The 25,595-nt window shown below is 69.8% G+C and carries 24 protein-coding genes and 1 tRNA gene; 5 read left to right on the top strand and 20 right to left on the bottom strand.

The features are described from left to right. The first annotated feature begins 6 nt into the window (after positions 1 to 6). From erpA to DXK32_RS13015, 4 genes are all read left to right on the top strand, one after another. The gene (gene erpA / locus DXK32_RS13030; protein WP_114858899.1) at positions 7 to 375 is read left to right on the top strand and encodes an iron-sulfur cluster insertion protein ErpA; all 369 of its coding nucleotides are present in this window, start codon (positions 7 to 9) and stop codon (positions 373 to 375) included. Positions 376 to 420: 45 nt separating this feature from the next. Continuing rightward, positions 421 to 1,206 carry an exodeoxyribonuclease III gene (locus DXK32_RS13025; RefSeq protein ID WP_114858898.1) on the top strand — a complete coding sequence of 262 codons (786 nt, stop codon included), beginning with the start codon at positions 421 to 423 and terminating at the stop codon, positions 1,204 to 1,206. A gap of 72 nt (positions 1,207 to 1,278) precedes the next feature. Further along, positions 1,279 to 1,851 carry a hypothetical protein gene (locus DXK32_RS13020; RefSeq protein WP_114858897.1) on the top strand — a complete coding sequence of 191 codons (573 nt, stop codon included), beginning with the start codon at positions 1,279 to 1,281 and terminating at the stop codon, positions 1,849 to 1,851. A 203-nt stretch (positions 1,852 to 2,054) separates the two neighbouring features. After that, positions 2,055 to 2,144 (top strand) — tRNA-Ser (locus tag DXK32_RS13015). Between the two features lie 218 nt (positions 2,145 to 2,362). Here DXK32_RS13015 and DXK32_RS13010 read toward each other — a convergent pair. Beyond that, entirely contained in the window at positions 2,363 to 2,947 is a 585-nt protein-coding gene (locus DXK32_RS13010; RefSeq protein WP_114858896.1) for a hypothetical protein, read from the bottom strand. A 21-nt stretch (positions 2,948 to 2,968) separates the two neighbouring features. Then, a complete protein-coding gene (locus tag DXK32_RS32135; RefSeq protein ID WP_162801161.1) occupies positions 2,969 to 3,364 on the bottom strand; it encodes a hypothetical protein in 396 nt (131 codons plus the stop codon). Between the two features lie 423 nt (positions 3,365 to 3,787). Here DXK32_RS32135 and DXK32_RS13000 point away from each other — a divergent pair, with 423 nt between their 5' ends. Then, positions 3,788 to 4,684 (top strand): GGDEF domain-containing response regulator, encoded by an 897-nt coding sequence (locus DXK32_RS13000; protein ID WP_114858894.1) that lies wholly within the window; start codon positions 3,788 to 3,790, stop codon positions 4,682 to 4,684. Between the two features lie 15 nt (positions 4,685 to 4,699). On the opposite strand, the gene leuD is transcribed toward DXK32_RS13000, so the two are convergent. From leuD to urtE, 18 genes are all read right to left on the bottom strand, one after another. Beyond that, complete coding sequence (gene leuD, locus DXK32_RS12995) at positions 4,700 to 5,296, bottom strand: 3-isopropylmalate dehydratase small subunit (RefSeq protein ID WP_114858893.1); 597 nt, start codon at positions 5,294 to 5,296, stop codon at positions 4,700 to 4,702. Positions 5,297 to 5,298: 2 nt separating this feature from the next. Further along, complete coding sequence (gene leuC / locus DXK32_RS12990; RefSeq protein WP_114858892.1) at positions 5,299 to 6,720, bottom strand: 3-isopropylmalate dehydratase large subunit; 1,422 nt, start codon at positions 6,718 to 6,720, stop codon at positions 5,299 to 5,301. After that, on the bottom strand, positions 6,717 to 8,138 hold the full coding sequence (locus tag DXK32_RS12985) for an FAD-dependent oxidoreductase (protein WP_114858891.1): 1,422 nt from the start codon (positions 8,136 to 8,138) through the stop codon (positions 6,717 to 6,719). The genes leuC and DXK32_RS12985 overlap by 4 nt, the downstream gene beginning before the upstream one ends. Next, positions 8,135 to 8,749: a cysteine hydrolase family protein gene (locus DXK32_RS12980; protein WP_114858890.1), complete on the bottom strand. Its 615-nt coding sequence runs from the start codon at positions 8,747 to 8,749 to the stop codon at positions 8,135 to 8,137. Before DXK32_RS12980 ends, DXK32_RS12985 begins: the two co-directional genes overlap by 4 nt. After that, positions 8,746 to 10,818, bottom strand: coding sequence for a hydantoinase/oxoprolinase family protein (locus DXK32_RS12975; RefSeq protein ID WP_114858889.1), 2,073 nt, complete (start codon positions 10,816 to 10,818; stop codon positions 8,746 to 8,748). Before DXK32_RS12975 ends, DXK32_RS12980 begins: the two co-directional genes overlap by 4 nt. Positions 10,819 to 10,837: 19 nt before the next feature. After that, the gene (locus tag DXK32_RS12970; protein WP_114858888.1) at positions 10,838 to 12,583 is read right to left on the bottom strand and encodes a hydantoinase B/oxoprolinase family protein; all 1,746 of its coding nucleotides are present in this window, start codon (positions 12,581 to 12,583) and stop codon (positions 10,838 to 10,840) included. Then, the gene (locus DXK32_RS12965; protein WP_114858887.1) at positions 12,580 to 13,482 is read right to left on the bottom strand and encodes an isocitrate lyase/PEP mutase family protein; all 903 of its coding nucleotides are present in this window, start codon (positions 13,480 to 13,482) and stop codon (positions 12,580 to 12,582) included. Before DXK32_RS12965 ends, DXK32_RS12970 begins: the two co-directional genes overlap by 4 nt. Before the next feature lies 1 nt (position 13,483). Beyond that, complete coding sequence (locus tag DXK32_RS12960; RefSeq protein WP_114858886.1) at positions 13,484 to 14,911, bottom strand: MmgE/PrpD family protein; 1,428 nt, start codon at positions 14,909 to 14,911, stop codon at positions 13,484 to 13,486. A gap of 25 nt (positions 14,912 to 14,936) precedes the next feature. Next, entirely contained in the window at positions 14,937 to 15,650 is a 714-nt protein-coding gene (locus DXK32_RS12955; protein ID WP_114858885.1) for an ABC transporter ATP-binding protein, read from the bottom strand. Then, positions 15,643 to 16,389 (bottom strand): ABC transporter ATP-binding protein, encoded by a 747-nt coding sequence (locus tag DXK32_RS12950; RefSeq protein ID WP_114858884.1) that lies wholly within the window; start codon positions 16,387 to 16,389, stop codon positions 15,643 to 15,645. The genes DXK32_RS12955 and DXK32_RS12950 overlap by 8 nt, the downstream gene beginning before the upstream one ends. Then, positions 16,376 to 17,374: a branched-chain amino acid ABC transporter permease gene (locus DXK32_RS12945; RefSeq protein ID WP_114858883.1), complete on the bottom strand. Its 999-nt coding sequence runs from the start codon at positions 17,372 to 17,374 to the stop codon at positions 16,376 to 16,378. The genes DXK32_RS12950 and DXK32_RS12945 overlap by 14 nt, the downstream gene beginning before the upstream one ends. After that, a complete protein-coding gene (locus tag DXK32_RS12940; RefSeq protein ID WP_114858882.1) occupies positions 17,371 to 18,243 on the bottom strand; it encodes a branched-chain amino acid ABC transporter permease in 873 nt (290 codons plus the stop codon). The genes DXK32_RS12945 and DXK32_RS12940 overlap by 4 nt, the downstream gene beginning before the upstream one ends. Positions 18,244 to 18,352: 109 nt before the next feature. Next, positions 18,353 to 19,591, bottom strand: coding sequence for an ABC transporter substrate-binding protein (locus tag DXK32_RS12935; RefSeq protein ID WP_114858881.1), 1,239 nt, complete (start codon positions 19,589 to 19,591; stop codon positions 18,353 to 18,355). Between the two features lie 5 nt (positions 19,592 to 19,596). Further along, positions 19,597 to 20,451: a GntR family transcriptional regulator gene (locus DXK32_RS12930; protein ID WP_114858880.1), complete on the bottom strand. Its 855-nt coding sequence runs from the start codon at positions 20,449 to 20,451 to the stop codon at positions 19,597 to 19,599. Between the two features lie 210 nt (positions 20,452 to 20,661). After that, a complete protein-coding gene (locus DXK32_RS12925) occupies positions 20,662 to 21,012 on the bottom strand; it encodes an FmdB family zinc ribbon protein (RefSeq protein ID WP_114858879.1) in 351 nt (116 codons plus the stop codon). Between the two features lie 23 nt (positions 21,013 to 21,035). Continuing rightward, the gene (gene fmdA, locus DXK32_RS12920; protein ID WP_094302374.1) at positions 21,036 to 22,268 is read right to left on the bottom strand and encodes a formamidase; all 1,233 of its coding nucleotides are present in this window, start codon (positions 22,266 to 22,268) and stop codon (positions 21,036 to 21,038) included. A gap of 53 nt (positions 22,269 to 22,321) precedes the next feature. After that, positions 22,322 to 24,742 carry an urea ABC transporter substrate-binding protein gene (urtA, locus tag DXK32_RS33675; protein ID WP_114858878.1) on the bottom strand — a complete coding sequence of 807 codons (2,421 nt, stop codon included), beginning with the start codon at positions 24,740 to 24,742 and terminating at the stop codon, positions 22,322 to 22,324. 146 nt (positions 24,743 to 24,888) lie between these two features. Further along, positions 24,889 to 25,578, bottom strand: a complete 690-nt coding sequence (urtE, locus tag DXK32_RS12910) for an urea ABC transporter ATP-binding subunit UrtE (protein ID WP_114858877.1) — start codon at positions 25,576 to 25,578, stop codon at positions 24,889 to 24,891. Positions 25,579 to 25,595: the final 17 nt, after the last annotated feature.

Raw genomic sequence — 25,595 nt, 5'->3', positions numbered from 1 at the left:
CGTCCCATGCCCGACACCGCCCTTCCCGCCACCACGCAAGAGGGTGCGCGCGTTCTGACCGTGTCCGACAGCGCCGCCAGGCGCGTCGCCTTCCTGATCGAGCACGAGGGCGACCCGGCCCTGATGCTGCGCCTGACCGTGTCGGGCGGCGGCTGTTCCGGCTTCCAGTACGGCTTCGCCTTCGACGCCACGGCGAACGAGGACGACCACGTGTTCGAGAAGAACGGCGTGAAGGTCGTCACCGACGACGTTTCGCTGGACCTGCTGGCCGGCTCCACCCTTGATTACGTCGAGGACCTGATGGGGGCCGCCTTCCAGATCAAGAATCCGAACGCCACGGCGTCCTGCGGCTGCGGCAACTCCTTCGCCGCCTGACGGTTCCGTCCTCCCCCGGCCTTTGCCGAACAAGAAGACCACGACGTGAAGATCGCCACCTGGAACGTCAATTCGGCGAAGGCCCGCCTTCCGCTGATCACCGACTGGCTGCGTGCGGAGTCCCCGGACGTCGCGCTGCTCCAGGAAATCAAGTGCGAGACCGCGGCTTTTCCCCGCGCCGCCTTCGAGGAGTTGGGCTATCACGTCACGCCGGTGGGGCAGAAGTCCTACAACGGCGTGGCGTTCCTCTCCAAGGCGCCGCACGAGGACGTGCTGACCCGCCTGCCCGGCGAACCGGAGGACGAGCAGGCCCGCTACGTCGAGGCCACGGTGAGCGGCGTGCGCATCGCCTCGCTCTATCTGCCCAACGGCAATCCCCTCGGGACGGAGAAGTTCGCCTACAAGCTCCGCTGGATGGACCGGCTTCACGCCCACGCCCGGACCCTGCTGGCGCAGGAGGTCCCCTTCGTGCTGGGTGGCGACTACAACATCATCCCGGAGCCGCGCGACGTCTTCGACCCGGTGGCCTTCGCCGGCGACGCCCTGTTCCAGCCGGAATCGCGGGCGAAGTTCCGCGCTTTGCTGAATCTGGGCCTGACCGAGGCCTACCGCGCCCTGCACGACGACGACCACGCCTACACCTTCTGGGACTATCAGGCGGGCTGCTGGCCGCGCGATCTCGGGTTGCGCATCGACCACTTCCTGCTGTCGCCGCAGGCCGCCGACCGTCTGGTGGAATGCCGGATCGACCGCCGCCCGCGCGGCGCGGAAAAAGCGTCCGACCACACGCCCGTCCTGCTCGACCTGCGCGACGGGTCAGACATTTCTTAAATTTTTTCACGCATCCTCAAGCCGACTCGGAAACCGAGCAAGCGTCCATCCGCGGGGAGAGGCGGCAAGACGATGGTCTGGGGACAGGACAGCGGCCGCAGAGCGATCGAAGAGTTGCTGACGGCCATCGAGCAGCAGGCCGGCGAGGCCGTCGCCCTGGGCGCGCGGGCTCAGCGCGACATCCAGGAGGATCGCTTCTCCTCCTTCCTCGGCTTCCGCCGGAAGGTTGAGGAGGTGCGCGCCCTCGTCGCCCTGACGGAAGAGCGCCTGACCACCGTCGGCACGTCCAAGCTGGCCGACCTGCGCACGGAGTTCGAACGGATCGATCTTTTGCTGACCGGACTGCTGGCCCGCTCCACCCGGAACTATTTCGAGCGCATGCGGGACGACCAGGCGCTTCCCATCGGCGCCCGCGAACTGTTCGAGCCGGAATTGAAGATCATCGAGGAGATGCGCACCAAGCTCGACCGCCCGCACTATGCGGGCCGCGTCTCGGCCACGGTGATCGAGGATCTTGAGGCGACCGGCGTCATGATCCGCAAGGTCATCAGCCGCGCCCCCAGCCTGCCCGATTTTTCCGATTCCCCAACGCCGCCGAGGCCGACGAAGCGGCTGTCGAACCTGGGCCGTCCGATCCGGATGTGACGCCCCCCTTGAACCGGGTTGGTCGCTGCGCAACAGCGATCAAAAGCGAGTTGACCGGAGAACCAGGAAACGGCATGTTCGCCCCGCTTCCGTTCCCCGGCACGTGGAGAGCCGGTATAAGGCACCAATTACGGGGATCGGGGTGAGGATCAGAATGAGTGATCCCCTCAACGCGCGAGGCTAAGTCCTTGAATGCGTTGTTTGGATGGGTGGCCGAGCGGTTTAAGGCTCCAGTCTTGAAAACTGGCGTGGGGGCAACCCCACCGTGGGTTCGAATCCCACCCCATCCGCCAATTTCTTCTTCGTCGAACTTCGCTGAAGCCCGCCAAACCCGCATGTTTGCTGGATTTTAGCCCGGTACTTCCTTCGCCAATCATCGCCCTTGACCGCCGGAAGCCGGCTCCTGATGATGGGTAGGATAGTGGGTAGCGCCGTCGCGGCGAGCGGCCCGCCGTAGTGGGTGTGACCGAGGGCGTGTCATCCTGCCGAAGAAGACGGCTCGTCACGAGCATCAAGATTTCTGGGGTGGGTGGGTGCGCACGTACTGCTCCAAAGATTCCAGAAAATTCATCACTTGGTCGCGTGGAGAACTGGCTGAGAGGTCGCGCAGTTCGAGCTGGCTCGTCTTCGTTGCGCCGCGTTCAGCAACATGGAAGAAGAACTGGGCCCGCGTTGGCGCCTCAAGCCAGAGCAGGTAGCCGCCCGGCTTAATGTCGGCAAGCGAAGGCACCTCGGCTTGTTGAACGATTACGCGTTTGAAGGAGCCCCGACGCTCCACCTGTTGTGCAGGAAGCGACCAGTTGATAACGGCGGCATCGGAGAGATAGTCGAGGTAGTCTGGGGAAGGGTTGGGGTTGCCTGCCTTCAAAATGGCCGCCGCATGCTCGCGCGTGGGCACCACAATCGTAAGAGTATCGGCGATCGGGCTCGGCAATGGTTGGATCTGCTGGACAGTGGCTGATGTGACGTTGCGCGTGAAGGTCAATGCCTCCTCCTTCGTATCGAAGGTGGCGCCGCCGGCATAGAACTTGGTCTGCTGGCACGCGGATACCGCCAGCACCAAGGCGGCGGTCAGGGCAAGGGGCACCAGCTTCACAGTGATTTCCTCCGTAAATGATTACTGCAGTTGGCGTGGTTTGAATTCGAGGGCTTGAGGGTGGCTTGTGCGTGCGTTGGCAAACAGGGCAACCTTCTGCCAGCCATGGGCGAGCAGACACTTCTCCATCAGTGCGCGCATTCGGGACTCTGCGTCGGAGATATTGATCTGATCTTGGAGAAGCACCCATACGTTGGTCGCGAAAGGATGATATTGGGCGGGCGGAACCACGGCACTGACTTCATAGTCGCATCGCGCAACGTCGGCTTGAAAATCGGTCTGGCTGGAGTTCGGACGCTCCCAGCGCAGCGCCACCACAGTGTTTGGATCGTTGGCTTGTGGCACGTTGCACCCCACCAGCATGAGGAAGGCCACGGCGGTGGCCAGAGGGCGGTGGATGGGAAGCAGCGCGCGCATGTGTATACCAAGCTGCGACAGGACAATCCTCGGTAATGTCCGGAAGCATTGTCAAGGATGCAAGCGCGAAGTATGTCGGAACGCCTTGAAATGATCTCCATTCGGCGATCACCGGATATAGTGTTCCGTGCAGGGGCGGGACACTGTGCAGTCTTCTGGTGAGCCCCGCACCGGCCGCACTTTTATCGGCTGGTAGGTTGTCCATCGTCACGACATCGCCCGCTTGCAGCGTCGGGCACAGGACCTGCTCGACATAGTCCAGGAATCACGGCCCGGTCGTCGGCCTATCCAGTACCATCGTTGCCATGAATCCCTCCCAGTGAGTCGGCGGCTACGCTCGCTGGCATCATTCGAAAATCCATACGGTTGTAATGTTTCCTTCAGGGCTTTGTGGTTCTCTGGAGCCATGGTCGTGGAGGCCGCATGCGGATTTTGGTGGTGGACGATTCGCGCATGGCGCGCACGGTGCTGTGCCAGCAGCTTGAAGGCTTCGGCCATCAGACGGCCTTCGCCGAAAGCGGTCAGGCGGCGCTGGCCCGCTGCCGCGACGAGCCCATCGACATCGCGCTCGTTGATTTTCGCGTCGGCGAGATGGAGGGCGTGGAGGTCTGCTGGCATCTGCGCGCGGCGCAGCGGGAACGGCACCTCTATCTCATGCTGATGATTCCCGGCAGCATCACCAACCAGTTCTTCGAGGTCGTGGAGAACGGCGCCGACGAGTTCCTGCGCAAGCCGCTGGACCTGACATGGCTGCGCGCCCGCCTGCTCGCCGCCTCCCGCGTGGTCGACATGCAGCGCCAGTTGGAGCGGCTTGCCACCACCGATTCGCTGACCGGAGCGCTGAACCGCGGGCGATTCATGGCGCGGGCCGCCGACGAGGTGGCGCGGGCGCAACGCAACGGCCAGCCGCTGTCGGCGATCATGCTGGACATCGACCACTTCAAGAAGGTCAACGACACCTACGGCCACGCCACCGGGGACGAGGCGATCCGCAGCGTGGTCCGGGTCTGCCGGTCCATGGTGCGCGGCGCGGACGTCCTGGGCCGGCTGGGCGGCGAGGAGTTCGCCATCCTGCTGCCCGAGACGCCGCCGCAGGGAGCGGCGCTGCTGGCGGAGCGGCTGCGCCGGGCGCTGGCCGGAACCGACGTGCGCATCGCCAACGGCGCCGGGTCCGTCCTCACCTTCACCGTCAGCATCGGAGTCAGCGCGCTGCGGCCGGGCGAGACCAGCGTCGCCGCGGTGCTCGCCCGGGCGGACGAGGCGCTGTACCGCGCCAAGAACGGCGGCCGCAACCGGGTGGTGTGCGACGGGGCACCGTAATCCGGCATCAAGCCGTCAGGTTTCCGGCACCAGCCAGGGCCGGGCCTCGGCGTCCCTGCGGTCGAAGGCGGCGATGGCGTCCTGGTGGCGCAGGGTCAGCGCCACGTCGTCGAGCCCCTCGATCAGGCATTCCTTCTTGAACGGGTCGATGGCGAAGGGCAGCGGCCGTCCGTCCGGGCCGGTCAGGGTTTGGGCCGGCAGGTCCACGGTGACGGCGGCGCCCGGAGTCTCCTGCAACTGGCGGCGCAGCTCCGCCACCGTCTCCTCCGGCAGGGTGATGGTCAGCAGGCCGTTCTTGGCGGCGTTGGCGGCGAAGATGTCGCCGAAGCTGGGGGCGACGACGCAGCGGAACCCGCCGTCCACCAGCGCGTAGACCGCCCCCTCCCGCGACGACCCGCAGCCGAAATTGCGGTCGGTCACCAGCACGCGGGCACCCGCATAGGCCGGGTCGTCCAGCGGAAAGCCCGGCTTGCGCTCATCATGGAGCAGGAAGTTGCCGTAGCCGGCGCTGCGCGGCTTCTTCAGGAAGCGCGCCGGGAGCAGCTGGTCGGTGTCGATGTTGGCGATGTCGAGCGGCACCGCCGGAGCGGTCAGCGTGACGAAGGGGTCCATCCTTACGAAGCTCCCAGCTTGCGGACATCGAGCGTCCGGACATCGGAGAGTTTGCCGGTCACGGCGGCGGCGGCGGCCATCGCCGAGCTCATCAGATGCGTGCGCGCGTTCGGCCCCTGACGGCCGGGGAAGTTGCGGTTGGTGGTGGAGGCGCAACGCTCCCCCGCCGGGACGAGGTCGCCGTTGATGCCGACGCACATCGAACAGCCGGGCTCGCCCCATTCCAGGCCGGCGTCGGTGAACACGCGGTCCAGCCCCTCCGCCTCGGCCTGACGGCGCACCGGGACCGACCCCGGAACCACCAGCCCCGGCACCACGGCGCGGCGGCCGCGCAGCACGGCGGCGGCGGCGCGCAGGTCCTCCAGCCGGGCGTTGGTGCAGGAGCCGATGAAGACGCGGTCGATGGAGACCTCCTCCAGCCGCGTGCCGGGGGTCAGCCCCATGTAATCGAGCATCTTGCGCATCTGTCCGGCGCGCACCGGGTCGCTCTCGGCGCGGGGATCGGGAACCGCGCCGGTGACCGGAACCGCGGTCTCCGGGCTGGTGCCCCAGGTGACCGAGGGGGCGATGGCCGCGGCGTCGAGCGACACCTCGCGGTCGAAGGCGGCGTCCGGGTCGCTCGGCAGGGTCCGCCAGTGCGCGACCGCGCGGTCGAACAACTCCCCCTTGGGGGCATAAACCCGCCCTTCGATCCATGAGAAGGTGGTGTCGTCGGGGGCGATCATGCCGGCCCGCGCCCCCGCCTCGATCGACATGTTGCAGACGGTCAGCCGGCCTTCCATCGACAGGGCGCGGATGGCGCTGCCGGCGTATTCGATGACATGGCCGGCGGCCCCATCGGCGCCGATGAAGCCGATCACCGCCAGGATCAGGTCCTTGGCCGTCACATGGGCGCCCAGCTCCCCATCGACGGTGACGCGCATGGTTCTGGGCCGGCGCTGCCAAAGCGTCTGCGTCGCCAGCACATGGGATACCTCGGTGGCGCCGATGCCGAAGGCCAGCGCCCCGAAGGCGCCATGGGTCGAGGTGTGGCTGTCGCCGCAGACGATGGTCAGGCCCGGCAGGGTCAGCCCCTGTTCCGGAGCCAGCACATGGACGATGCCCTGCGCCGGGTCGTGCAGGCCGAAATGGCGCAGGCCATGGCGGCCGGCGTTCGCCTCCAGCATCGTCACCATGTTGGCGATTTCCGGATCGGCGATCGGCTTGGCCCGGCTGTGCGAGGGCACGTAATGGTCGGCGACGGCGAAGGTCAGCTCCGGCCGGCGCACCGCACGCTTGGCGTGGTCGATCATGCCGAAGGCGTGGAACGAGCCCTCGTGCAGGAAATGCCGGTCGATGGCGAGCAGCGCCTGCCCGTCCGGCCGGGTCGCCACCAGATGGGCGTCCCAGACCTTGTCGAACAGGCTGCGGGGGGACTGCGTCATGGGTTGCCTTCCTTCTTCACGGCGTCCGCGGCGGCCGCCCCGGCGATGCGCCCCAGCGCCACCGCGGTCAGCAGCCCGTTGCCGGACAGATAGCCGGACGCCTTCGCTCCCGACACGCCGCAGGCGGCCCCGCCGGCGGCGTAGAGGTTGGGCAGCGGACCGCCCTGCCCGTCCGGCGTCTTGGCCAACACGCGGGCGTCGTCGTCGACGACCAGCCCGCCCTGGGTGTGGAACAGGGCGCCGGTGACGCGGACGGCGCGGTAGGGGGCGACCAGCGGCGCGGCGCCGGCAAAGTTCCGGCCGAAGCCGTCGGCCTCCCCCGCCGCCTTCAACCGCTCGACCTCGTCCAGCGTCGCGGCCAGCGCCGCCGCGTCGACCTTCATCTGGCGGGCGAGGTCCGCCGGATCGTCGGCGCCGAGCACCGCGCCCATCGCCTCGGCCTGCCGGAAATCCTCGAACTGGCGGGCAACGGTGGCGATGCGCTCGTCGAAGACGGTCCAGGCGATGCCGTCGGGCTGGCGCAGCACGACGGCGGCCTGCTCCGAATAGCCCTGCGCCTCGTTGGAGAAGCGCCTGCCCTCGGTGTTCACCTGCACACCGCCCTCGGTGACCGTCGCCCAGGTGACCAGGATGCCGGCGGGATGGGCGACCGAGCCATGGCCCTGGTGCCCCGACAGATGCCGCGTCGCCGCCCCCAGCGCCTCGCCCCAGAGCAGAGCGTCGCCCTGGTTGCCGGGATGGCCGAAATAGAGCGCGTCGGCCAGTTCCGGGACATGGCGCTCGACCAGCGCCCGGTTGCCGCCATAGCCGTTGCAGGCGAGGATCAGCGCCGCGCAGCCGACCCGCTCGACGCTGCCGTCGGGGCGGGTGACCTCGACGCCGCGGACGCGCGCGCCGTCGGCGTGGAGCGCGGTCACCTGCGCCTCGCACAGCACGTCGATGCCGGCGGCCTCGACGGCGCCGCGCAGCCGGTCGATCAGTTCCGCCCCCGACCGGCTGGGCAGCCCGTGCATGCGCCGGGCGCTGTGGCCGGGATAGGTGAAGTTGTCGATCACCGAGAACGGCAGGCCGTAGCGGTCGGCCAGCCATTCCAGCGCCGGGCCGACGGTGCGGGCGACGCGGGAGACGTCCTCCGGGTCGGGCTCCCCCTTCGCCTTGGCGATGATGTCGGCGGCGAAGCGCTCCGGGCTGTCCTCGATCCCGGCGGCGCGCTGCCAGCGGGTGCCCGGCGCCGGGATCAGGCCGGCCGACAGGGCGGTGGAGCCCTGGGGCAGCGCGTCGCGCTCCAACACCAGCACCGCCGCCCCGCGTTCATGGGCGGCGAGGGCTGCGATCATCCCGGCCGCCCCGCCGCCGATCACGACGACGGGCACCGTGAATTCGAACGCCACGCCCTCGGCGGGCAGGATGAGGCTCATGGCCCGGCCAACTCCTCCAGCATCGTCGCGACCGTCGCCACGCGGCAGACCGGGCGCAGGGCGTCGACCGAGACGTCATGGACCTGCGGCGTGAAGGCGGCGCAGCCGTCCTCAAGAAGGATGGTGTCGAAGTCGCGGACATGGGCGTCGCGCACGGTGGAGGCGACGCCGCCGTTGGTGACGATGCCGCAGACCAGCAGCCGCTCCACCCCGCATTTGCGCAGCACCCACTCCAGCCGCGACATGTAGAAGGCGGAATAGGCGATCTTCTCCACCTCGACATCGACGGGCTGGAGCGCGTCCACCGTGCGGTGCCCCCAGCCGCCCGGCTGGAAGTCGCCCTTCGCCAGGAAGGGGCGCAGAGCTTTCAGGTGCGGGGAGATCATCGGCTCGCCGCCACGGCCCGGCACGAGGGTGAAGTTGGTCGAGATCACCCAGCCGCCGCGCGACCGCAGAAGGTCGGCCAGCGGCTTCACCCGTTCCGGAAGCGCCAGAATCTCCGGCGCCGTCTGGCCGGCGCGGCCATAGGCCCCCTCCGGGTGGAGAAAGTCGTTCTGCAGGTCGCAGACCAGAAGCGCGGTGCGCTCCATCGGAATGGCCGTGCCGCTCATCGGGCGCTCCTTTCCACGATGACGTTGCCATAGCCGTCGACGCGGGCGCTCAGGTCGGGGTCGATGACGGTGGTGGCGTCCGGCTGCTCCAGGATCGCCGGACCCTGGATGCGCGCGCCGACCGGCAGGTCGAGCCGATTGTAGACCGCCGTCTCGTGCCACGCCCCGTCGAACCAGACGGGCCGCGACCCGGCATGGGCGCCCTCCACCGTCGTTCCGGCGGCCGGGGCCAGGGCGGCGAGGTCGAAATGCGGACGGCGGCCGATGGCGGCGGTGCGCAGGTTGACGATCTTGGCGCCGACCCCCGGCAGCAGCCGGCTGAAGGACGCCTGATAGGCGCGCTCGAAGGCGGCGCGGATGGTCGTCTCATCGACGCCTGTCGTGCCGTTCGCCACCGACACCGGCAGCGGCACGGCGACCGTGTGGGTCTGGCCGATGTAATGCATGTCGAGTTCGAAGACGAGGTCGATGCGCTCGACGCTGAGGCCGGCGGACTCCACCACGGCGCGGGCGGCGGTCGCCTCCTCCACCATGCGGCGGTCGAGCGACGCGGCGTCGATGCCGGCCAGCGGCAGGTTCACCGTCTGCACCTGATCGTGCCGGATGTCGGCGATGACGCAGCCGAGCGCGGAGGTCACGCCGGGGAAGCGCGGCACCAGCGCCGCCTTCAGCCCGACCTCCTTGATGAGGGCGCCGACATGCAGCGCGCCGCCGCCGCCGAAGGGCACGGCGGCGAACTTGGCCGGGTCGTGCCCGCGCTCGATGGAGACGAGGCGGATGGCGCCGGCCATCTTGCTGTTGGCGATGCGCACCACCGCCTCCGCCGCCGCCATGACGTCGAGGCCCAGCGGCTCGGCGACGTGGGTGGCGATGGCGGTGCGGGCGGCGTCCACGTCCAGCCGGGCGAGCTTGCCGCCGATCGGACGCTCCGCGTTGATGCGGCCGAGCAGCACGTTGGCGTCGGTCAGCGTCGGGCGGCTGTTGCCCTGGCCGTAGCAGACCGGCCCCGGCCGCGAGCCGGCGCTCTCCGGCCCGACCTGGAGCATGCCGCCGGGATCGACCCCGGCGATGGAGCCGCCGCCGGCGCCGATGGTGGTGATCTCGATCATCGGCGTGCGGACGACCAGACCGAAGTCGATGGTGGTCTGGGCGGCCAGCATGGTCTGCCCCTCGACCACCAGCGACACGTCGAAGCTGGTGCCGCCGAGGTCGCCGGTGATGACGTTGGGGAAGCCCGCCGCCTTGGCGATCGCCGCCGCGGCGATGACTCCGGCCGCCGGCCCCGACAGGGCGGTGCGCACCGGCAGGCGCCGCGCGGTGTCGGTGGACATGACGCCGCCGTTCGACTGCACGATGTGGAAGCGTCCGCCGAACCCCTCCCCCGCCAGCGCGTTGTCGAGCTTGGCGAGGTAGCTGCCGACCACCGGCTGGAGGTAGGCGTTCAGCGCCGTGGTCGAGGTCCGCTCGAACTCGCGGATCTCCGGCAGGATGCGCGACGAGCACTCAATATTGGCGTTGGGCCAGACGTCGCGCGCCGCCTCCAGCGCCACGAACTCGTTCGCCGGGTTGGCGTAGGCGTTGATGAAGACGATGGCCAGCGCCTCCGCCCCCATCGCGGCCAGCCGGCGGGCGCAAGCGCGCACCTCGTCGGGATCGACGGCGGCGCGGACGGTGCCGTCGGCCAGCGTGCGCTCCGCCACCTCCAGCCGCAGATCGCGGTCGACGACCGGGACGAAGTCGCCCCACAGGCCCCAGGTCTGGCGGCGGTCGCGGCGGCGCATCTCCAGCACGTCGCGGAAGCCGGCGGTGGTGATCAGCCCGACCTTGGCGCCCTTGCGCTCCAAGAGCGCGTTGGTGCCGACCGTGGTGCCGTGGACGATGGAGCCGAGATCGGCGACCGGGCCGAAGCTCTGCAACCCGGCGAGGAAGCCGACCGCCTCGTCGCCGCGGTTGGACGGGACCTTGGCGGTGCGGAAGCTGCCGCGCGCCTCGTCGTAATGGAACAGGTCGGTGAAGGTGCCGCCGACGTCGACGCCGACGATGGCGCCCTTGGTGATACCGTTGCTCATGGTCTTGCTTCCGGATTCGTCAGGCGGCGGGGGATTCGCGGAGCGCCGCGGTGGCGGCGACGTCGAGCGCGCCGTCGTCGGTCAGCGCCACGCCGTAGGCGCCGCGCGCGGCCTCGGCGCCGAGATAGCCGAGCCGCACGTCGCGGGCCACGGCCTCGGCGTCGCGGCGGCGCGGATCGCCCCAGCCGCCGCCACCGGGAGTCTCCAGCCGCACGCGCTGGCCGTCGCGGATCTTCACGTCGGTGACCTTGGAGGCGAGCGGCGGCGATGTCTCGCCCTCGTCGCTCTGCCAGACGAAGCGGTTCAGCGCGGCGGGCGTGCCGCCGGCCACCCCGAAGGGCGCGAAAACGCCGCGCTCGCCGAGCAGGAAGACGTCGGCGGCGGTCAGCGCCTCGATCTCGTAGACGGCGCCCAGCCCGCCGCGGTGCAGGCCGGCCCCGGCGGAATCCGGGCGCAGCGCCCATTGGGTGAACATCACCGGATAGGCGGCTTCGAGGATTTCCACCGGCGGGATGGTGGCGGTGGAGATCGGGTTGTTGGCGTGGTTCAGCCCGTCGCTCTCCGGGTTGCCGCCCAGGCCGCCGCCGAAGAAGGAGAACATCACCCAGCGCGAGCCGTCCGGACGGTGGCCGGCCAGCGACAGCGCGTTGATGGTGCCGAAGGGGGCGGCGGTGGCGCGGGACGGGTCGGCCAGGGCCAGCGCGCCGAACACCACGCCGATGACGCGCAGGATGGTCTCGGTGTAGCCGCCGACCGGCTTGGGCGGCTTGACCGCCAGCAGCGTCGTCTCGGGAATGACGAAGGTGATCGGGTTGAGACAGCCGGCGTTGGCCGGCACGTCGGTGAAGACGTGCTTCAGCGCGACGTAACAGCAGGCGACCGCCGTGGAATAGGCGATGTTGAGCGGCCCGGCGCAGGGTGCGGATGAGCGGGAGAAATCCAGCACCATGCGGTCGCCCGCGATGGTCAGGTCCAGCGCGATGCGCAGGCGGTCGGCGGTGATGCCGTCGTTGTCGAGATAATCCTCGAAGCTGTAGGTGCCGTCGGGCAGCTTGGACAGCGCGCTGCGCATCAGCGCTTCGGCCCGCGCGGTGAAGGCGTCGAAGGCGGCGGATACCGTCTCCTCGCCATGCTCGTCCAGCAGCTCGGTCAGGCGGCGCACGCCGAGGTCGAGCGCGTTGAGCTGCCCATTCAGGTCGCCGTAGTTGGACACCGGCACGCGGGAGTTGGCGGCGAGGATCGCCAGCAGGTCATGGTTCATCGCCCCGGCCTTGACCAGCTTCACCGGCGGGAAACGCACGCCCTCCTGGAAGCTGTCGGTGGCCCGCGCGTTGAAATTGCCCGGCACGTTGCCGCCGATGTCGAGCCAGTGGCCGACCGACGCCATCCAGCAGAACAGCCGGCCCTGACGGAAGATCGGCCGCACCAGCCGGAAGTCGTTCAGGTGGGTGCCGCCGTCGTAGGGGTCGTTGAACAGGAAGATGTCGTCGGGGTGCAGGTCGCCCTCCCGCGCCACCTTGTCGATCACCGCCTTGACCGCGAAGGCCATGGCGCCGACGAAGATCGGCAGGCCGTTAGTGCCCTGCACCAGCGTGGCGCCGGTCTCGGCGTGGTAGAGGCCGTGGCAGGCGTCGCGCGCCTCGGCGATGATCGGGTTGAAGGCCGAGCGGTAGAGCGTCGCGTCCATCTCGTCGGCGATCTGCTCCAGCCGGCCCTTGAGGACGGCCAGCGTGACGGGGTCGATTGTCGTTTTCTGAATGGTCATGCCGCGTCCTCCCGCTTGGCGGAGGTGAAGTCCTTGTAGGTTTCGCCGAGCGCCAGCATCTCCGGCGTGCCGATGAGATCGTTCAGCGCGTTGAAGTCGAACATGCGGTCGCGGAAGGGCTGGGTGGTGCCGTGCTGGGCCAGCGAGGCGTAATAGTCCTGCGCCTGCCGGGCCAGCGCCCGCACGATGCCGCCGGGGAAGATCACCAGCCGGTAGCCGAGATCGCCCAGGTCGGCGGCGGAGCTGATCGGCGTCTGGCCGCCCTCCACCATGTTGGCCAGCAGCGGGCGGATGCCGCCCAGGTCGGTGGCGATGGCGGAAAGCTGCTCCCGGCTCTTCGGCGCCTCGACGAACAGCACGTCGGCGCCGGCCTCGACGTAGAGCCGGGCGCGGTCGAGCGCCGCCGGGACGCCCTCAACCGCCACCGCGTCGGTGCGCGCGATGATCAGCGTGCCCTCGCTGGTCCGGGCATCGACCGCCGCCTTGATCTTGCCGGCCATCTCGCCGGCTGGAATCACCGCCTTGTCGGTCAGGTGGCCGCAGCGCTTGGGAAAGCTCTGGTCCTCAAGCTGGAGCGCGGTGGCCCCGGCCCGTTCGAACATGCGCACGGTGCGCTGTACGTTGAGCGCGTTGCCATAGCCGGTGTCGGCGTCCACCACCAGCGGCGTCGGCACGCGGTCGCGCACCAGCGCGATGGTGTCCGCCACCTCGCTGACCGAGACCAACCCGATGTCGGGCCGGCCGAGCCGGGTGTAGGCGATGGCCGCCCCCGACAGGTACAGCGCCTCGAACCCCGCCCCCGCCGCCAGCGAGGCGGTGAAGGCGTCGTAGACGCCGGGAGCCAGGACGACGCGGTCCTCGGAAAGCCGCTGTTTGAAGGTGAGGTCGGGTCGGGTCATCTCAGACGCTCCCCCCGGCGGCGGCGGGCGCCGACAGAAGCCGGGTCAGGGTTGAAAGGTCGGCCGCGCGGTCGATCGACGCGACGCAGTCGGCAATGGCGGCGGCGTGGGCGGCGCCCCAGACCGGACCGGCGAGATCGGCGAACTTCGCGCGCACCTCCTCCGGGCTGTAGGGGTCCTCGGTGTCGCCCTTGTTGGTCAGCGCCTCGGCCTCGAAGCGCCGGCCGTCGGCCAGGGTCAGGCGGACGCGGGCCGGGCGCAGGCCGGGAAGGCGGGCGGTCAGGCCGCGGTCCTCGCGCACGGTCACCCGGCGGGCAAGCGCGCGGGTCGCCGCGTCCTGGCGGGCGCCGTCGCGGAAGGCCTCCGGCGTGGCGGCGCCGTTGGCGAGGAAGGTCGCCAGCGCGAAGGGCAGCGAGAATTTCGCCGCCAGCATGTTCTTAGGCTCAGGCCCGTCGAGCTGGGCGGCCCAGACGTAGGTGTCGACCTCGATGGCCGCGACCTCCGCCGGGGCGATCCGCCCGCCGGCCTTCGCCACGATGTCGCCCAGCGCGTCGAGCGCGCCGTGGGTGTAGCGGCAGGCGGCATGGCGCTTGAAGTAGTTGCGGGCGATCTCCCAACGCTCGCCCAGCGCCTCGACCATCAGCTCCGGCCGGAAGTCGCCGGCGATGACGCCGCCGAACACGCTGCCGATCCCGTCGGTCTCGCCGATGATGCCGCTCGCCGCCAGATCCCAGGCGGTCAGGCCGAGCTGGTTCGACACCCCGGCGTAGGCGTTGCGCACCGTGCCGCCCTCCAGCATCGTCCGCCGGCTGGTGGCGAGGCCGAGGGTCGAGGCGATGTTCAGCGTTTCGATCATCAACGCCGCGTCGGCGCGGTTCAGGTGGGCCACGCCCAGCGCCGCCCCGGCGGTGCCCCAGGTGCCGTGCGGGTGGGTGGTGACCAGCAGCTTGGCGGCGATGCCGATGCGCGACCCGATCTCGTAGCCGAGCGCCAGCGCGGTCAGCAGGTCGGCGCCGGACGCCTTCAGGCGCGGCCCGGCGGCGAGGAGGGCCGGCACGACGTGGATCGCCGGATGGCCGCGGGCGTACTGGTTGCCCTCGTCCAGCTCCAGCATGGTTCCGGCCAGCCCGTTGAGGAAGGCGGCGGACCCGGCGGCGAAACCGCGCCCCGCACCGATGGCCGGAGCGTCACCGGAACCGCCGGTCTCGGCCATGCGGCCCGCCAGCGCCTGGCATTCCGGCTCCTGCATGCCGGCGGCGATCACGCCGACGCAGTCGAGCAGCACCAGCTTCGCCCGCTCCACCACCGGCGCCGGCAGGTCGGCAAACGTCAGGCCGGCGGCGAAGGTGCCCCAACGGTCGAGCCAGGACGGGCGGGCGGCGGCGAGCAGCTGGCTCGCCGGCTTCACGTCAAAGGACAGGCTTGTCATGTCACCGCTCCCGAGCGGACGGCCCCTAGAGGCCGAGATAGGTGCGTTTCAATTCGGGGTCGCGCGCGATCTCGTCGGACGGTCCCGACAGCGCGAAGACGCCGTTTTCGAGGATGTAGGCCCGGCGGGCGACCTCCAGCGACTGGACGACGTTCTGCTCGACCAGCAGGATCGCCAGCCCGCCCGCGTTCAGCTGGCGGATCAGCCCGAACATCTCCTCGACCACCAGCGGCGACAGGCCGAGCGACGGTTCGTCGAGGATCAGCAGCAGCGGTTCGGCCATCAGGCCGCGCCCGATGGCGAGCATCTGCTGCTCGCCGCCCGACAGCGTGCCGGCGAGCTGGCCCTCGCGCTCCTTCAGGCGGGGGAAGGTCGTGAAGATGCGCTCCAGGTTCCGCGCCCGGTTCGGCTTGCCGCGCCGGTAGCTGCCCAGCTCCAGATTTTCGCGGATCGACAGGTTGGGGAAGATCTTGCGTCCTTCCGGCACCTGGATCAGCCCCTCCTCGACGATGCGCGCGGCGGAGCGGCCGTCGATGCGGTTGCCGGCGAAGCGGACCTCCCCGGCCCAGGGCGGCAGCACGCCCGACAGCACCTTGTTCAGCGTCGTCTTGCCGACGCCGTTGGAGCCGAGGACCGTGACGATCTCGCGATCCAGCACGGCCATGTCGATGCCGCGCAGAACCTCGGTGGCGCCGTAGCCGGTCTTCAGCCCCTGGATGCTCAGAAGCGCCTCAGCCATGGGCCGCCCCCTCCGCCGCCAGACGGGCGGCGGCGCCATGGCCGAGATAGGCCTCGATCACGCGGGGGTCGGCGCAGACGGCGGCCGGCTTGCCCTCGGCGATCATGCGGCCCTGCGCCAGCACATAGACGCGCTCGCACAGGTTCATCACCGCCTGCATGACGTGTTCGATCATCAGGATCGTCACCCCTTCGTCGCGGATGCCCCGGATCACCGGGATGATGTCGCGGATCTCCGACGGGTTCAGACCGGCCAGCACCTCGTCCAGCAGCAGCAGCTTCGGCTCGGTGGCCAGCGCGCGGGCCAGCTCCAGCCGCTTGCGCCCGGCCACCGTCAGCCCGCCGGCCGGCCGGTCCAGCTCGGCCGCCAGCCCGACCCGGCGGGCGACGTCGCGCGCCCGGGCGATGGCGTCGGCGCGCCTGGCATGGCGCAGATAGGCGCCGACCGCGATGTTCTCGCACACCGTCAGCCCGGCGAAGGGCTGGACGATCTGGAAGGTGCGGCCGATGCCGCGCTCGGCGCGGCGGTGCGGCTCCTCGCCGGTGATGTCGGTGCCCTCGAACAGGATCCGTCCGTCACTCGGTGCCACGAAGCCGGAGATCATCGAGAACAGCGTCGTCTTGCCGGCGCCGTTCGGCCCGATCAGGCCGATGATGCCGCCGGGCTCCAGCGCGAGCGACGCGTTGTCCACCGCCATCAGGCCGCCGAAGCGCTTGGAGACGGACTCAACGGCCAGCATGGGACACCTCCTTGGCGCCGCGCGTCATCATCCCGCGGCCGCGGTCGCGCAGCCGCTCCAGCAGGCCCAGGATGCCGCCGCGGGCGAAGGCGACGGCCAGCACCAGCACGCCGCCGAAGACGATCAGGTCGATGCCGGGGATGCGGCCGGCGAACTGCTTGGCGAGTTCGCCCAGCCCGTGCAGGGTCAGCGCCCCCACCACCGGCCCGAAAACGGTGCCGACGCCGCCGATGATCGGGGCGAGCAGAAGCTCCACCGAAATCCAGCTGCCATAGGCGATGTGGGCGTCGATGTAGAGGAAATACTGGGCGTAGAGGCAGCCGGACAGCGCCGTCACCGCGCCCGACAGGGCGATGGCGCGCAGCTTCACCTTCAGGGAGTCGACGCCGAGCGCCTTGGCCGCGTCCTCGTTCTCGCGCACCGCGACGAGCTGCGCCCCGAAGCGCGAGCGCTGGATCCACCGCGTCAGCAGCAGCACTCCGGTGACGAAGGCCAGGACCAGCCAGTAGAAGACGGCGCGGTCGGCGAATTGCAGGTTGGCGGGGTGGACGTCCAGCTTGATCAGCAGGCCGGCGGCGCCGCCGGTGAAGGCCGTCGCGTTGGCGAGGATGCGGAACACCTCGGCGAAGGCCAGCGTCACCAGCGCGAAGTAGGAGCCGCGCAGGCCGGAGCGGAAGCTGAGGAAGCCGATGGTCCAGGCGACCGCCGCCCCCGCCGCCATCGCCAGCAGCAGCCCGGCCCAGGCGTTGACGCCGTAGCGCAGTTGCAGGATCGCCGTCACATAGGCGCCGGTGCCGAAGAAGGCGGCGTGGCCGAAGCTGAACTGGCCGCCGAAGCCGCCCAGGATGTTCCAGCCCTGCGCCCCCAGCGCCACGATCAGCGTGAAGACGAGGAAGTTCATCACCGGGCTCGACGTGACCACCAGCGGCAGCAGCGCGGCGAGAACGGCCAGGACGGCGATCGGGATCAGGTCGCGCGCGGTCATGCCTTGGCTCCGAACAGGCCGGTCGGCCGCACCAGCAGCACGGCGATGAAGATCAGGAAGATGCCGATCTGCCCCAGGCTGTCGCCCAGCAGCAGGCCGCACAGGCTCTCCACCACGCCGATGAACAGGCCGCCGAGCAGCGCGCCGGGCAGCGAGCCCATGCCGCCCAGCACCACCACCGTGAAGGCGACCAGCACGAAGGCGCCGCCGATGCGCGGGTTGACGTAGAAGGTCGGCATCAGCAGCGCGGCGGCCACGGCGAGGCAGGCGCAGCCCAGCCCGAAGGTCACGGCGTAGACGTGCGGCACGTCGATGCCGACCAGATTGGCGCCCAGCTTCTCCTTGGCGACGGCGCGGATCGCCTTGCCGGTGTCGGTGCGGTTCAGCACCAGCCAGAGCAGCCCGGTCACCACCACCGCGACCCCCAGTCCAATGACCCGCGGGTAGGACAGCAGCAGCGGCCCCAGCGCGACCACCTGGAACGAGTAATCGGTGTCGAGCGTGCGGGTGTCCGACTGGAAGACCGCCAGAAGCACGTTCTCCAGCACGATCGACAGGCCGAGCGTGACCAGGAGGATGTTGCCGTCGTCGCCGTGGCTGGCCGGCCCGATGACGAAGCGCTGAAGCCCGTAGCCCAGCACGAACATCAGCGGCACCAGCGGCACGATCACCAGATAGGGGTCGAGGCCGAGCCAGGCCCAGGCCACCCAGACCGCGAACATCGCGCAGGTCAGCAGAGCGCCATGGGCGAAGTTGATGATGTGGAGCACGCCGTAGATCAGCGTCAGGCCGAGGGCGATCAGCGCGTAGACCGCGCCGGTCATCAGCCCGTTCAGCGCCGCTTCCAGGATGATCTGAGGTGAATACATGGCAGCCCGCGCATGAGGGAGACGGTTCCCCCGCCCGTCCGCGCGGCCGCTGCGCGGCGCCACGGGACGGTCGGGGGAAATGCGGGAGGCGCGAAGGCGGCGGGACGGGTTACGTCGCCGGGAAGTTGGCCTTCGCCTCCGCGAAGTACTCGGGGAAGATCACCTTGATGTCCTCGCCCTGGATCTGCGTGTTGATCGGCGTGGCGCCCTCGTTCTGGCCGTTGACGAACTTCGTCGGGCCGTAGGGCATGATGTGGCCCTCGAAGGTGGAGCCGTTCAGCGCCTCGATGATCTTCTTGCGGTCGGCGGAGCCGGCACGCTCGATGGCGTCGGCGAGCAGCAGAACGTTCGAATAGTTCAGCGGGACGTTGTAGGCGAAGGACTTGCCCTGCGCCTCCACCGCCTTGCGCAGCGCCTGTGCCTGTGGATTCTTCGGATCGTGCCAGTGGTTGCAGTCGATGACGTTCTGGGCCGCCTGCGGGAATTCCTTGACGAAGCGCCCGTTCGACGCCGCCCCGCCCAGCACCGCGTAGACGCCCTTCGGCTTGATGCGCTGCTGCTGCATGGTGCGGGCGAGCAGAACGAACTCGCCGTAGTAGTTGGACGGGATGACGAGGTCCGGGTTCAGCGAGCGGATGCGCAGCGCCACGTTGGACATGTCGCGCGCCGGGGTCGGGTGGGCGATGGTCTCCAGGATCTCGAAGCCGCGCTTGGGCAGCTCGGCCTGCAGCAGCTTGGCGAGGCCCGATCCGAACAGCCCGTCCTCATGGACCAGCACGACGGTCTTGGCCGGCTTGCCGGCCAGCTCGTTGATCTTGGTCAGGTTGTCGAGGGCGACCTGGGTGACCTTGCCGAAGCCGGGGCTGAAGCGGAAGGTGTTGGTCAGGCCGCGCGCCATGATCTGGTCCGACACGCCGACATCGACCAGATAGGGCAGATCGTAGCGCGCCGCCGCCTGCGAGGCGGCGAGGCAGATCGGGCTGGCGAAGCCGCCGACGATGGCGCACACGCCCTCGGCCTGCATGCGCTCCACCTCCTGCGTGCCGGCCTCCGGGGTGGAGCGGGCGTCGCCGAAGACCATCTCGATCTTGGCGCCGCCCAGCGCCTTGAGGCCGCCCGCGGCGTTGATCTCGTTGATCGCCATCTCGGCGCCGAGCCGGCCGAGGTCGCCGTCATGGGCGAGCGCGCCGGTCACCGGCTGGAGGATGCCGATCTTCACGGCCGGGGTCTGCGCCCGCAGAATCGACGGGGCGCCCACCGTCGCGAAGGCCGCCGCCGCGGCGCCCGCCTTGAGCACCGTGCGGCGGGAAACGCCGGAGAGTGCGGAGTCCTGAACCGAACGTCCCATAACGCTCAACTCCTCTGCTTGATGGCCCGCGAGCCGCGGGTGGGCTTTTCGCCCGCTTTGTTCTTGTCGGTCTTGGCGGTCTCGGACGCGCGCGGCCGGCCCAGGGCCGGGCTCCAGCGCCGCTCCCCGTCGTCGCCGATGCGCACCAGATCCATGTGGAAGCTGTAGCGGTCGGGCCGGTACAGCGCGTGCAGATGCTCCACCCCGCGGCCGGACGGGTCGTGCACGATGCGGGTCAGCGTCAGCAGCGGCGAGCCGATCTCCAGATCGAGCGCCGCCGCCGGCTCCGGCCCGGCCAGCGTGGCGTTGATCGCCTGGGTCGCCCGCTCGGTCTTCACGCCCGACCGCTCGATCAGCTCCAGCAGCGGGCGCGCCGCCAGCTCCGCCTCCGAATAGGTCAGGCCGAGCCATTCCGGCACATGGGTGGTCAGGTAGGAGAAGGGCTCCCCGTCGATCAGCCGGACGCGGACCGACCGCTGGACCCGCTCCCCCGGCTTCAGCCCCAGGCTCTCGGCGATGGCCTCCGGCGGCGCGACGTAGCCGAAGGAAAGCAGCTTCACGTCGGTGCTGCGCCCCATGTCGATCAGGTGCGACAGCACGTTGGAGAGGTCGGCGACGATGGGACGGACCGCGCGGCTGTCATGGACGAAGGTGCCGGAGCCGGGCTTGCGCTGGACCAGCCCCTCCTTCTCCAGCAGGTCGAGCGCCCGGCGCACGGTCACCCGCGACACCGCGTGTTCGGCGGCCAGCGCCGGCTCCCCCGGCAGACGCCCGCCCGGCGGCAGGTCGCCGGCGACGATGCGGTCGCGCAGCAGCAGATAGATCCGGCGCGCCTTCAGCGGTTCAACCGACGACTTCACTGTGCCCCGCCTCCTTCTCGCTGGAAACCGGTGTCCGTCTCTCCATAAGACAGGAACCTGTATGATGGATAATACAGCTTCGGTCAACAGCGATGTTGGGGAAACGGACGATCGGCGCCGGGACCCGTGTCGGATGTCGCGGGGACGGGAAAAGCAAACGGCCCGCCTCGGGGGGAGGCGGGCCGTTCGGTGATGGTCGCTGTCAACGCGTCAGTGGCTGATCATCCACGGCCTTGCCGTCGGGAAGCCCTTCGCCCCGTCGGGGGTGCGGAGCACCGAGCGTCCCTTCTTGCCGCCGCCACCGCCGCAACCGCAGCCCGGCCCGTGCTTGTGCGCCGGACCGACCTCCGACAGCAGCTTGGGCCGGTCGGCGCTGCGCTCGTTGGTGGCGTGCGCCGTCCGGACGGTGGCCGACAGCCCGGAGAAGGCCGGCGCCATGCGGATCACCCGTTGCGACGGTGTTCCGCAATCGGGACAGGGCTGCGGCAGGCCGCTTTCCGCCATCGGCCGCATTCCCGTGAAATCGCCGCAGGTCGGGCACTCGTAATCGTACATCGGCATGGCGCGGCCTCCCTTCTCTCTCTTTACACGCGGTCCTGGGCGATCGGCATGTCGACGTCGCCCTTGATGAACTTGGTCGGGCCGTCGGCGTTCGGGGTGATGTCGAAGTCGAAGATCTGCGTCGGCAGGAACAGGGTGGCGCAGGCGTTCGGCACGTCGACCACGCCGCTGATGTGCCCCTGCACCGGCGCGGTGCCGAGGATCGAGTAGGCCTGGGCGCCGGAATAGCCGAACTTCTTCAGATACTCGATGGCGTTGAGGCAGGCTTGGCGGTAGGCGACATGGACGTCCAGGTAATGCTGCTCGCCCGCCTCGTCGACCGAAATGCCCTCGAAGATCAGATAGTCGTTGTAGGTCGGGACGATCGGGCTCGGCTTGAAGATCGGGTTTTTGATGCCGTACTTCGCCATGCCGTCCTTGATCAGGTTGACCTTGAGATGCGCCCAGCCAGCCATCTCGATGGCGCCGCAGAAGGTGATCTCGCCGTCGCCCTGGCTGAAATGCAGGTCGCCCATCGACAGGCCGGCGCCCTTCACATAGACCGGGAAGTAGATGCGCGAGCCGCGCGACAGGTCCTTGATGTCGCAATTGCCGCCATGCTCGCGCGGCGGCACGGTGCGCGCGCCCTCCGCCGCCGCCTTGTCGCGGGCCTCGCCCTTCAGCCGGCCCATGTGCGCGGTCGGCGCGTAGGGCGGGTTGGCGAGGCCGGGGACGCGGGTCGGGTTGGTGTCGATCAGCGCCTGCTCGCGCTTGTTCCACTTGGCCAGCAGGTCGTGCGACGGCAGGCAGCCGATCAGGCCGGGATGGATCAGCCCGGCGAAGCGCACGCCGGGGATGTGGCGCGACTTGGTGAACATGCCCTCGAAGTCCCAGATCGACTTCTGGGCCAGCGGGAAATGCTCGGTCAGGAAGCCCCCGCCGTTCTGCTTGGAGAAGAAGCCGTTGAAACCCCATTGCTGCTGCGGGAAGGCGCCGATGTCCAGCAGGTCGACGACCAGCAGGTCGCCCGGCTCCGCCCCCTCGACCCCGACCGGGCCGGACAGGAAATGCACCTGGCTGAGATCGACGTCGCGCACGTCGGCGGCATCGTCGTCGTTTTTGATCTGACCACCGGTCCAGTCGTAGCATTCCAGGATGAAGTCGTCGCCCGGCTTCACCGTCACCGCCATCGGGATGTCCGGATGCCAGCGGTTGTGGATCATGTCGTTCTCATAGGGAGACTGCGACAGGTCGGCCTTGATCAGGGTGTCAGCCATGGTTTGCTCTTCCTTATTGGTGGACTGATGGGTGGCGAAGGGGTGGTTGGGCCTCAGGCCGCCAGTTCCCGGAAGCCGTCCGGGAAGGGGTTGGGCTCGATCAGGTCGCGGGTCTCGAAGACCACGTCGAACTGGCCGTCGCGCCGGGCGCGGCCGATGCGGGTGCGGGTCCACAGGTGATGGTTCTCGTGGACGCGCAGCGGCCCGGCCGGCGCCCCGGCGAACTCGATGCCGGGGGAGGCGGCGATGACGCGCGCCACGTCGAAGCTGCCGGCCTTCTCGACCGCCAGCTTCCACAGCCAGGGGCCGAGATAGGCGTTGTGGGTGACGTCGCCGATGACGCTGTCCGCCCCCCACATCGCCTTGAAGGCGGCGACGAAGGCGCGGTTGGCCGGCAGCTCCAGGCTTTGGAAATACTTGGCGCAGGTGAAGGCCCCGGCGATGTAGTCGCCGCCGATGCCCATCATCTCGTCCTCGGTGACGCTGTTGGTCATCAGGATCTGGCGGTCCAGCTCGATCCCGGCGGCCTTGAGCTGCTTGTAGAAGGCGACGTTCGAGCCGCCGACGACGATGGCGTAGATCACGTCGGGCTTGGCCGCCTTGATCCGCGCGACGATGCCCTCGAAGCGGGTGTCGCCGAGTTCGGCATAGTCCTCGCCGACGACGCGGCAGCCCTTGGCCTCGATGTGGCGCCGCGCGATGGCGTTCGACGCGCGCGGCCAGATGTAGTCCGACCCGACGAGGAAGAAGCTCTTCGCCCCCTTCTCGCGCATCACCCAGTCCAGCCCGGCGAGGATCTGCTGGGTCGCCTCCTGCCCGGTGTAGATGACGTGGCGGGACTGCTCCAGCCCCTCGTAGAAGGTCGGGTAGTAGAGCAGGCCGTCGCGCTTCTCCAGCACCGGCAGCACCTCCTTGCGCGAGGCCGAGGTCCAGCAGCCGAAGATCGCCGCCACCTTGTCCCGCCCCAGCAGTTTGTCGGCGCGGGCCGCGAAGGTCGGCCAGTCGCTGGCGCCGTCCTCCTGAGCGATCTCGATGCGGCGGCCCAGCACGCCGCCGGACTCGTTGATCTGCTGGATCGCCAGCATCTCCGCCTGGATCGACCCGCCCTCGCTCAGCGCCATGGTGCCGGTGGCGGAATGGAGGATGCCGACCGTCACCGTCTCGTCCGTGACGGCGATGCCGCTCTTGTTCACCGCCGCGGTGGCAGGCGCTCCCGGCGCCAAGCCCTGGGCGCGCCGCGCCGTGCCTGCCGCCATCAGGCGCCCGGCCACCGAGGCGCGGCGGCGCAACGCCGATTGCAGGCTGACCTCCGCCAGGAAGTTGTTGACCTCGCGGCTCAGCTCGTCGGCGTGGCCGGCGACCTGGGACGCGGCGCCAAGCACCTGCCCGGCCGCCATGCCGGTGTCGGACGCGGCGTCCGACACGCCGACGATGTTGGAGGCCACGCTCTCGGTGCCGCGCGCCGCCTCCTGCACGTTGCGGGCGATCTCGCGGGTGGCCGCCCCCTGCTGCTCGACGGCGGCGGCGATGGCCGAGGCGATCTCGTTGATCTCGGCGATGGTGCCGGCGATGGCGCGGATGGCCTCGACCGCCTCGCCCGTCGCCGACTGGATGGCGCCGACCTGGGTGGAAATGTCCTCGGTCGCCCTTGCGGTCTGGTTGGCCAGCGTCTTGACCTCGCTGGCGACGACGGCGAAGCCCTTGCCGGCCTCCCCCGCCCTTGCGGCCTCGATGGTCGCGTTCAGCGCCAGCAGGTTGGTCTGCCCGGCGATGCCGTGGATCAGCCCGACCACCTGCCCGATCCGCGCGGCGCTGTCGGCGAGGCTCTGCACCACCGCGTCGGTGCGGCGGGTGTCGGCGACCGCCTTGCCGGCGATGGCCGCCGAGGAGGCGACCTGCCGGCCGATCTCCTGGATCGAGGCCGACAGCTCCTCGGTCGCCGTCGCCACGGTCTGCACGTTCATCGACGCCTGGGCCGAGGACTGCGACATCGCCGCCGACAGCCGGTTGCTGCGCTCGGCGGTGCCGCTCATCGCGGTGGCGGTGTCGGTCATCTCGCCGGCCGCCGAGGAGACGGTCTGCACCAGCCGGCCGACCTTGCCTTCGAAGTCGCGGGTCAGCGCCTCCAGCCGGGCGGCGCGCTCCTCGGTCGCCGTGCGCTCGGCCTCGCGCTGCGCCTCGCGGGCGGCGCGGGCCTCGGCGGCGGCGGCGATGCGGTCGAGGGCGGCGGCGAGGTCGCGCTGCGGGTCGTTGCCGCCGACCGCCACATCGCCGGCCAGCGCGGCGGCCCGCTCGCCGAGCCGGCGGAGTCCGGCGCCCTGGCGGTGGGCCAGCGCCGCCGCGGCGGCGGCCAACGCGGCCGAGAGCACGAGGCCGGCGGTCGGCACGGCGGGCGACCCGGCCAGCGGCGTCGCCACGGCGGTCAGCAGGGCGACCACGGCGCAGGCGGTGGACGCGGACTTGGCGGATGTCATGGCGCATCCTTCTGTGGTGGGAGATGGGGGATGGGCAGTGGGTGCCCCCACCCCGACCCTCCCCCGCTCACGCAGGGGAGGGAGAACCAGATCCCCTCCCCTGCGAAGCGGGGGAGGGTTAGGGAGGGGGCAATCCCCGCTATCCCCTAGACCGACAGCAGCCGCGCGACCTTCGCCTCATCGACCTGATCGCGGCTGTCCTCGTGGACGATCTCGCCGTTCTCGATCACCAGCACGCGGTCGGCGATGTCGAGCGCGAAGCTCAGCACCTGCTCCGACACGATGATGCTGAGGCCCTTCTCGTCGCGGATGCGGCGCAGGGTGCGGGCCATCTCGCGGATGATCGACGGCTGGATGCCCTCCGTCGGCTCGTCGAGCAGCAGCACCTTCGGCTTGGTCGCCAGCGCCCGCGCGATGGCGAGCTGCTGCTGCTGCCCGCCCGACAGGTTGCCGCCGCGCCGGCCCTTCATCTCCAGCAGCACCGGGAACAGCTCGTAAAGGTCGCCCGGCACGCTGCGACCGCCATGGACGCTGAGCCCCGTCTCGATGTTCTCCTGGACCGTCATGGTCGGGAAGATCATGCGGCCCTGCGGGACATAGGCCACGCCCTTGGCCACCCGCTCGTAGCTCTTCAGGCCGGTGATCTCGTCGCCGCCGACGCGGATGGCGCCGGAGCGCGTCGGCACGATCCCCATCAGCGACTTCATCAGCGTCGTCTTGCCCATGCCGTTGCGGCCCATGATGGCGACGATCTCGTTGGGCGCCACGGTGAAGTCCAGCCCGTGCAGGACCTCGCTCTCGCCGTAGGACACGCGGAGTTGATTGACGGACAGCATCTCTTGATCCCCCGCTG

Origin of the sequence: Azospirillum brasilense, assembly GCF_003349955.1 — a bacterium.
GTDB lineage: Bacteria > Pseudomonadota > Alphaproteobacteria > Azospirillales > Azospirillaceae > Azospirillum > Azospirillum brasilense_B.
The sequence above is the reverse complement of the archived record's forward strand: the minus strand, read 5'-3'. Positions and strand labels throughout refer to the sequence as shown.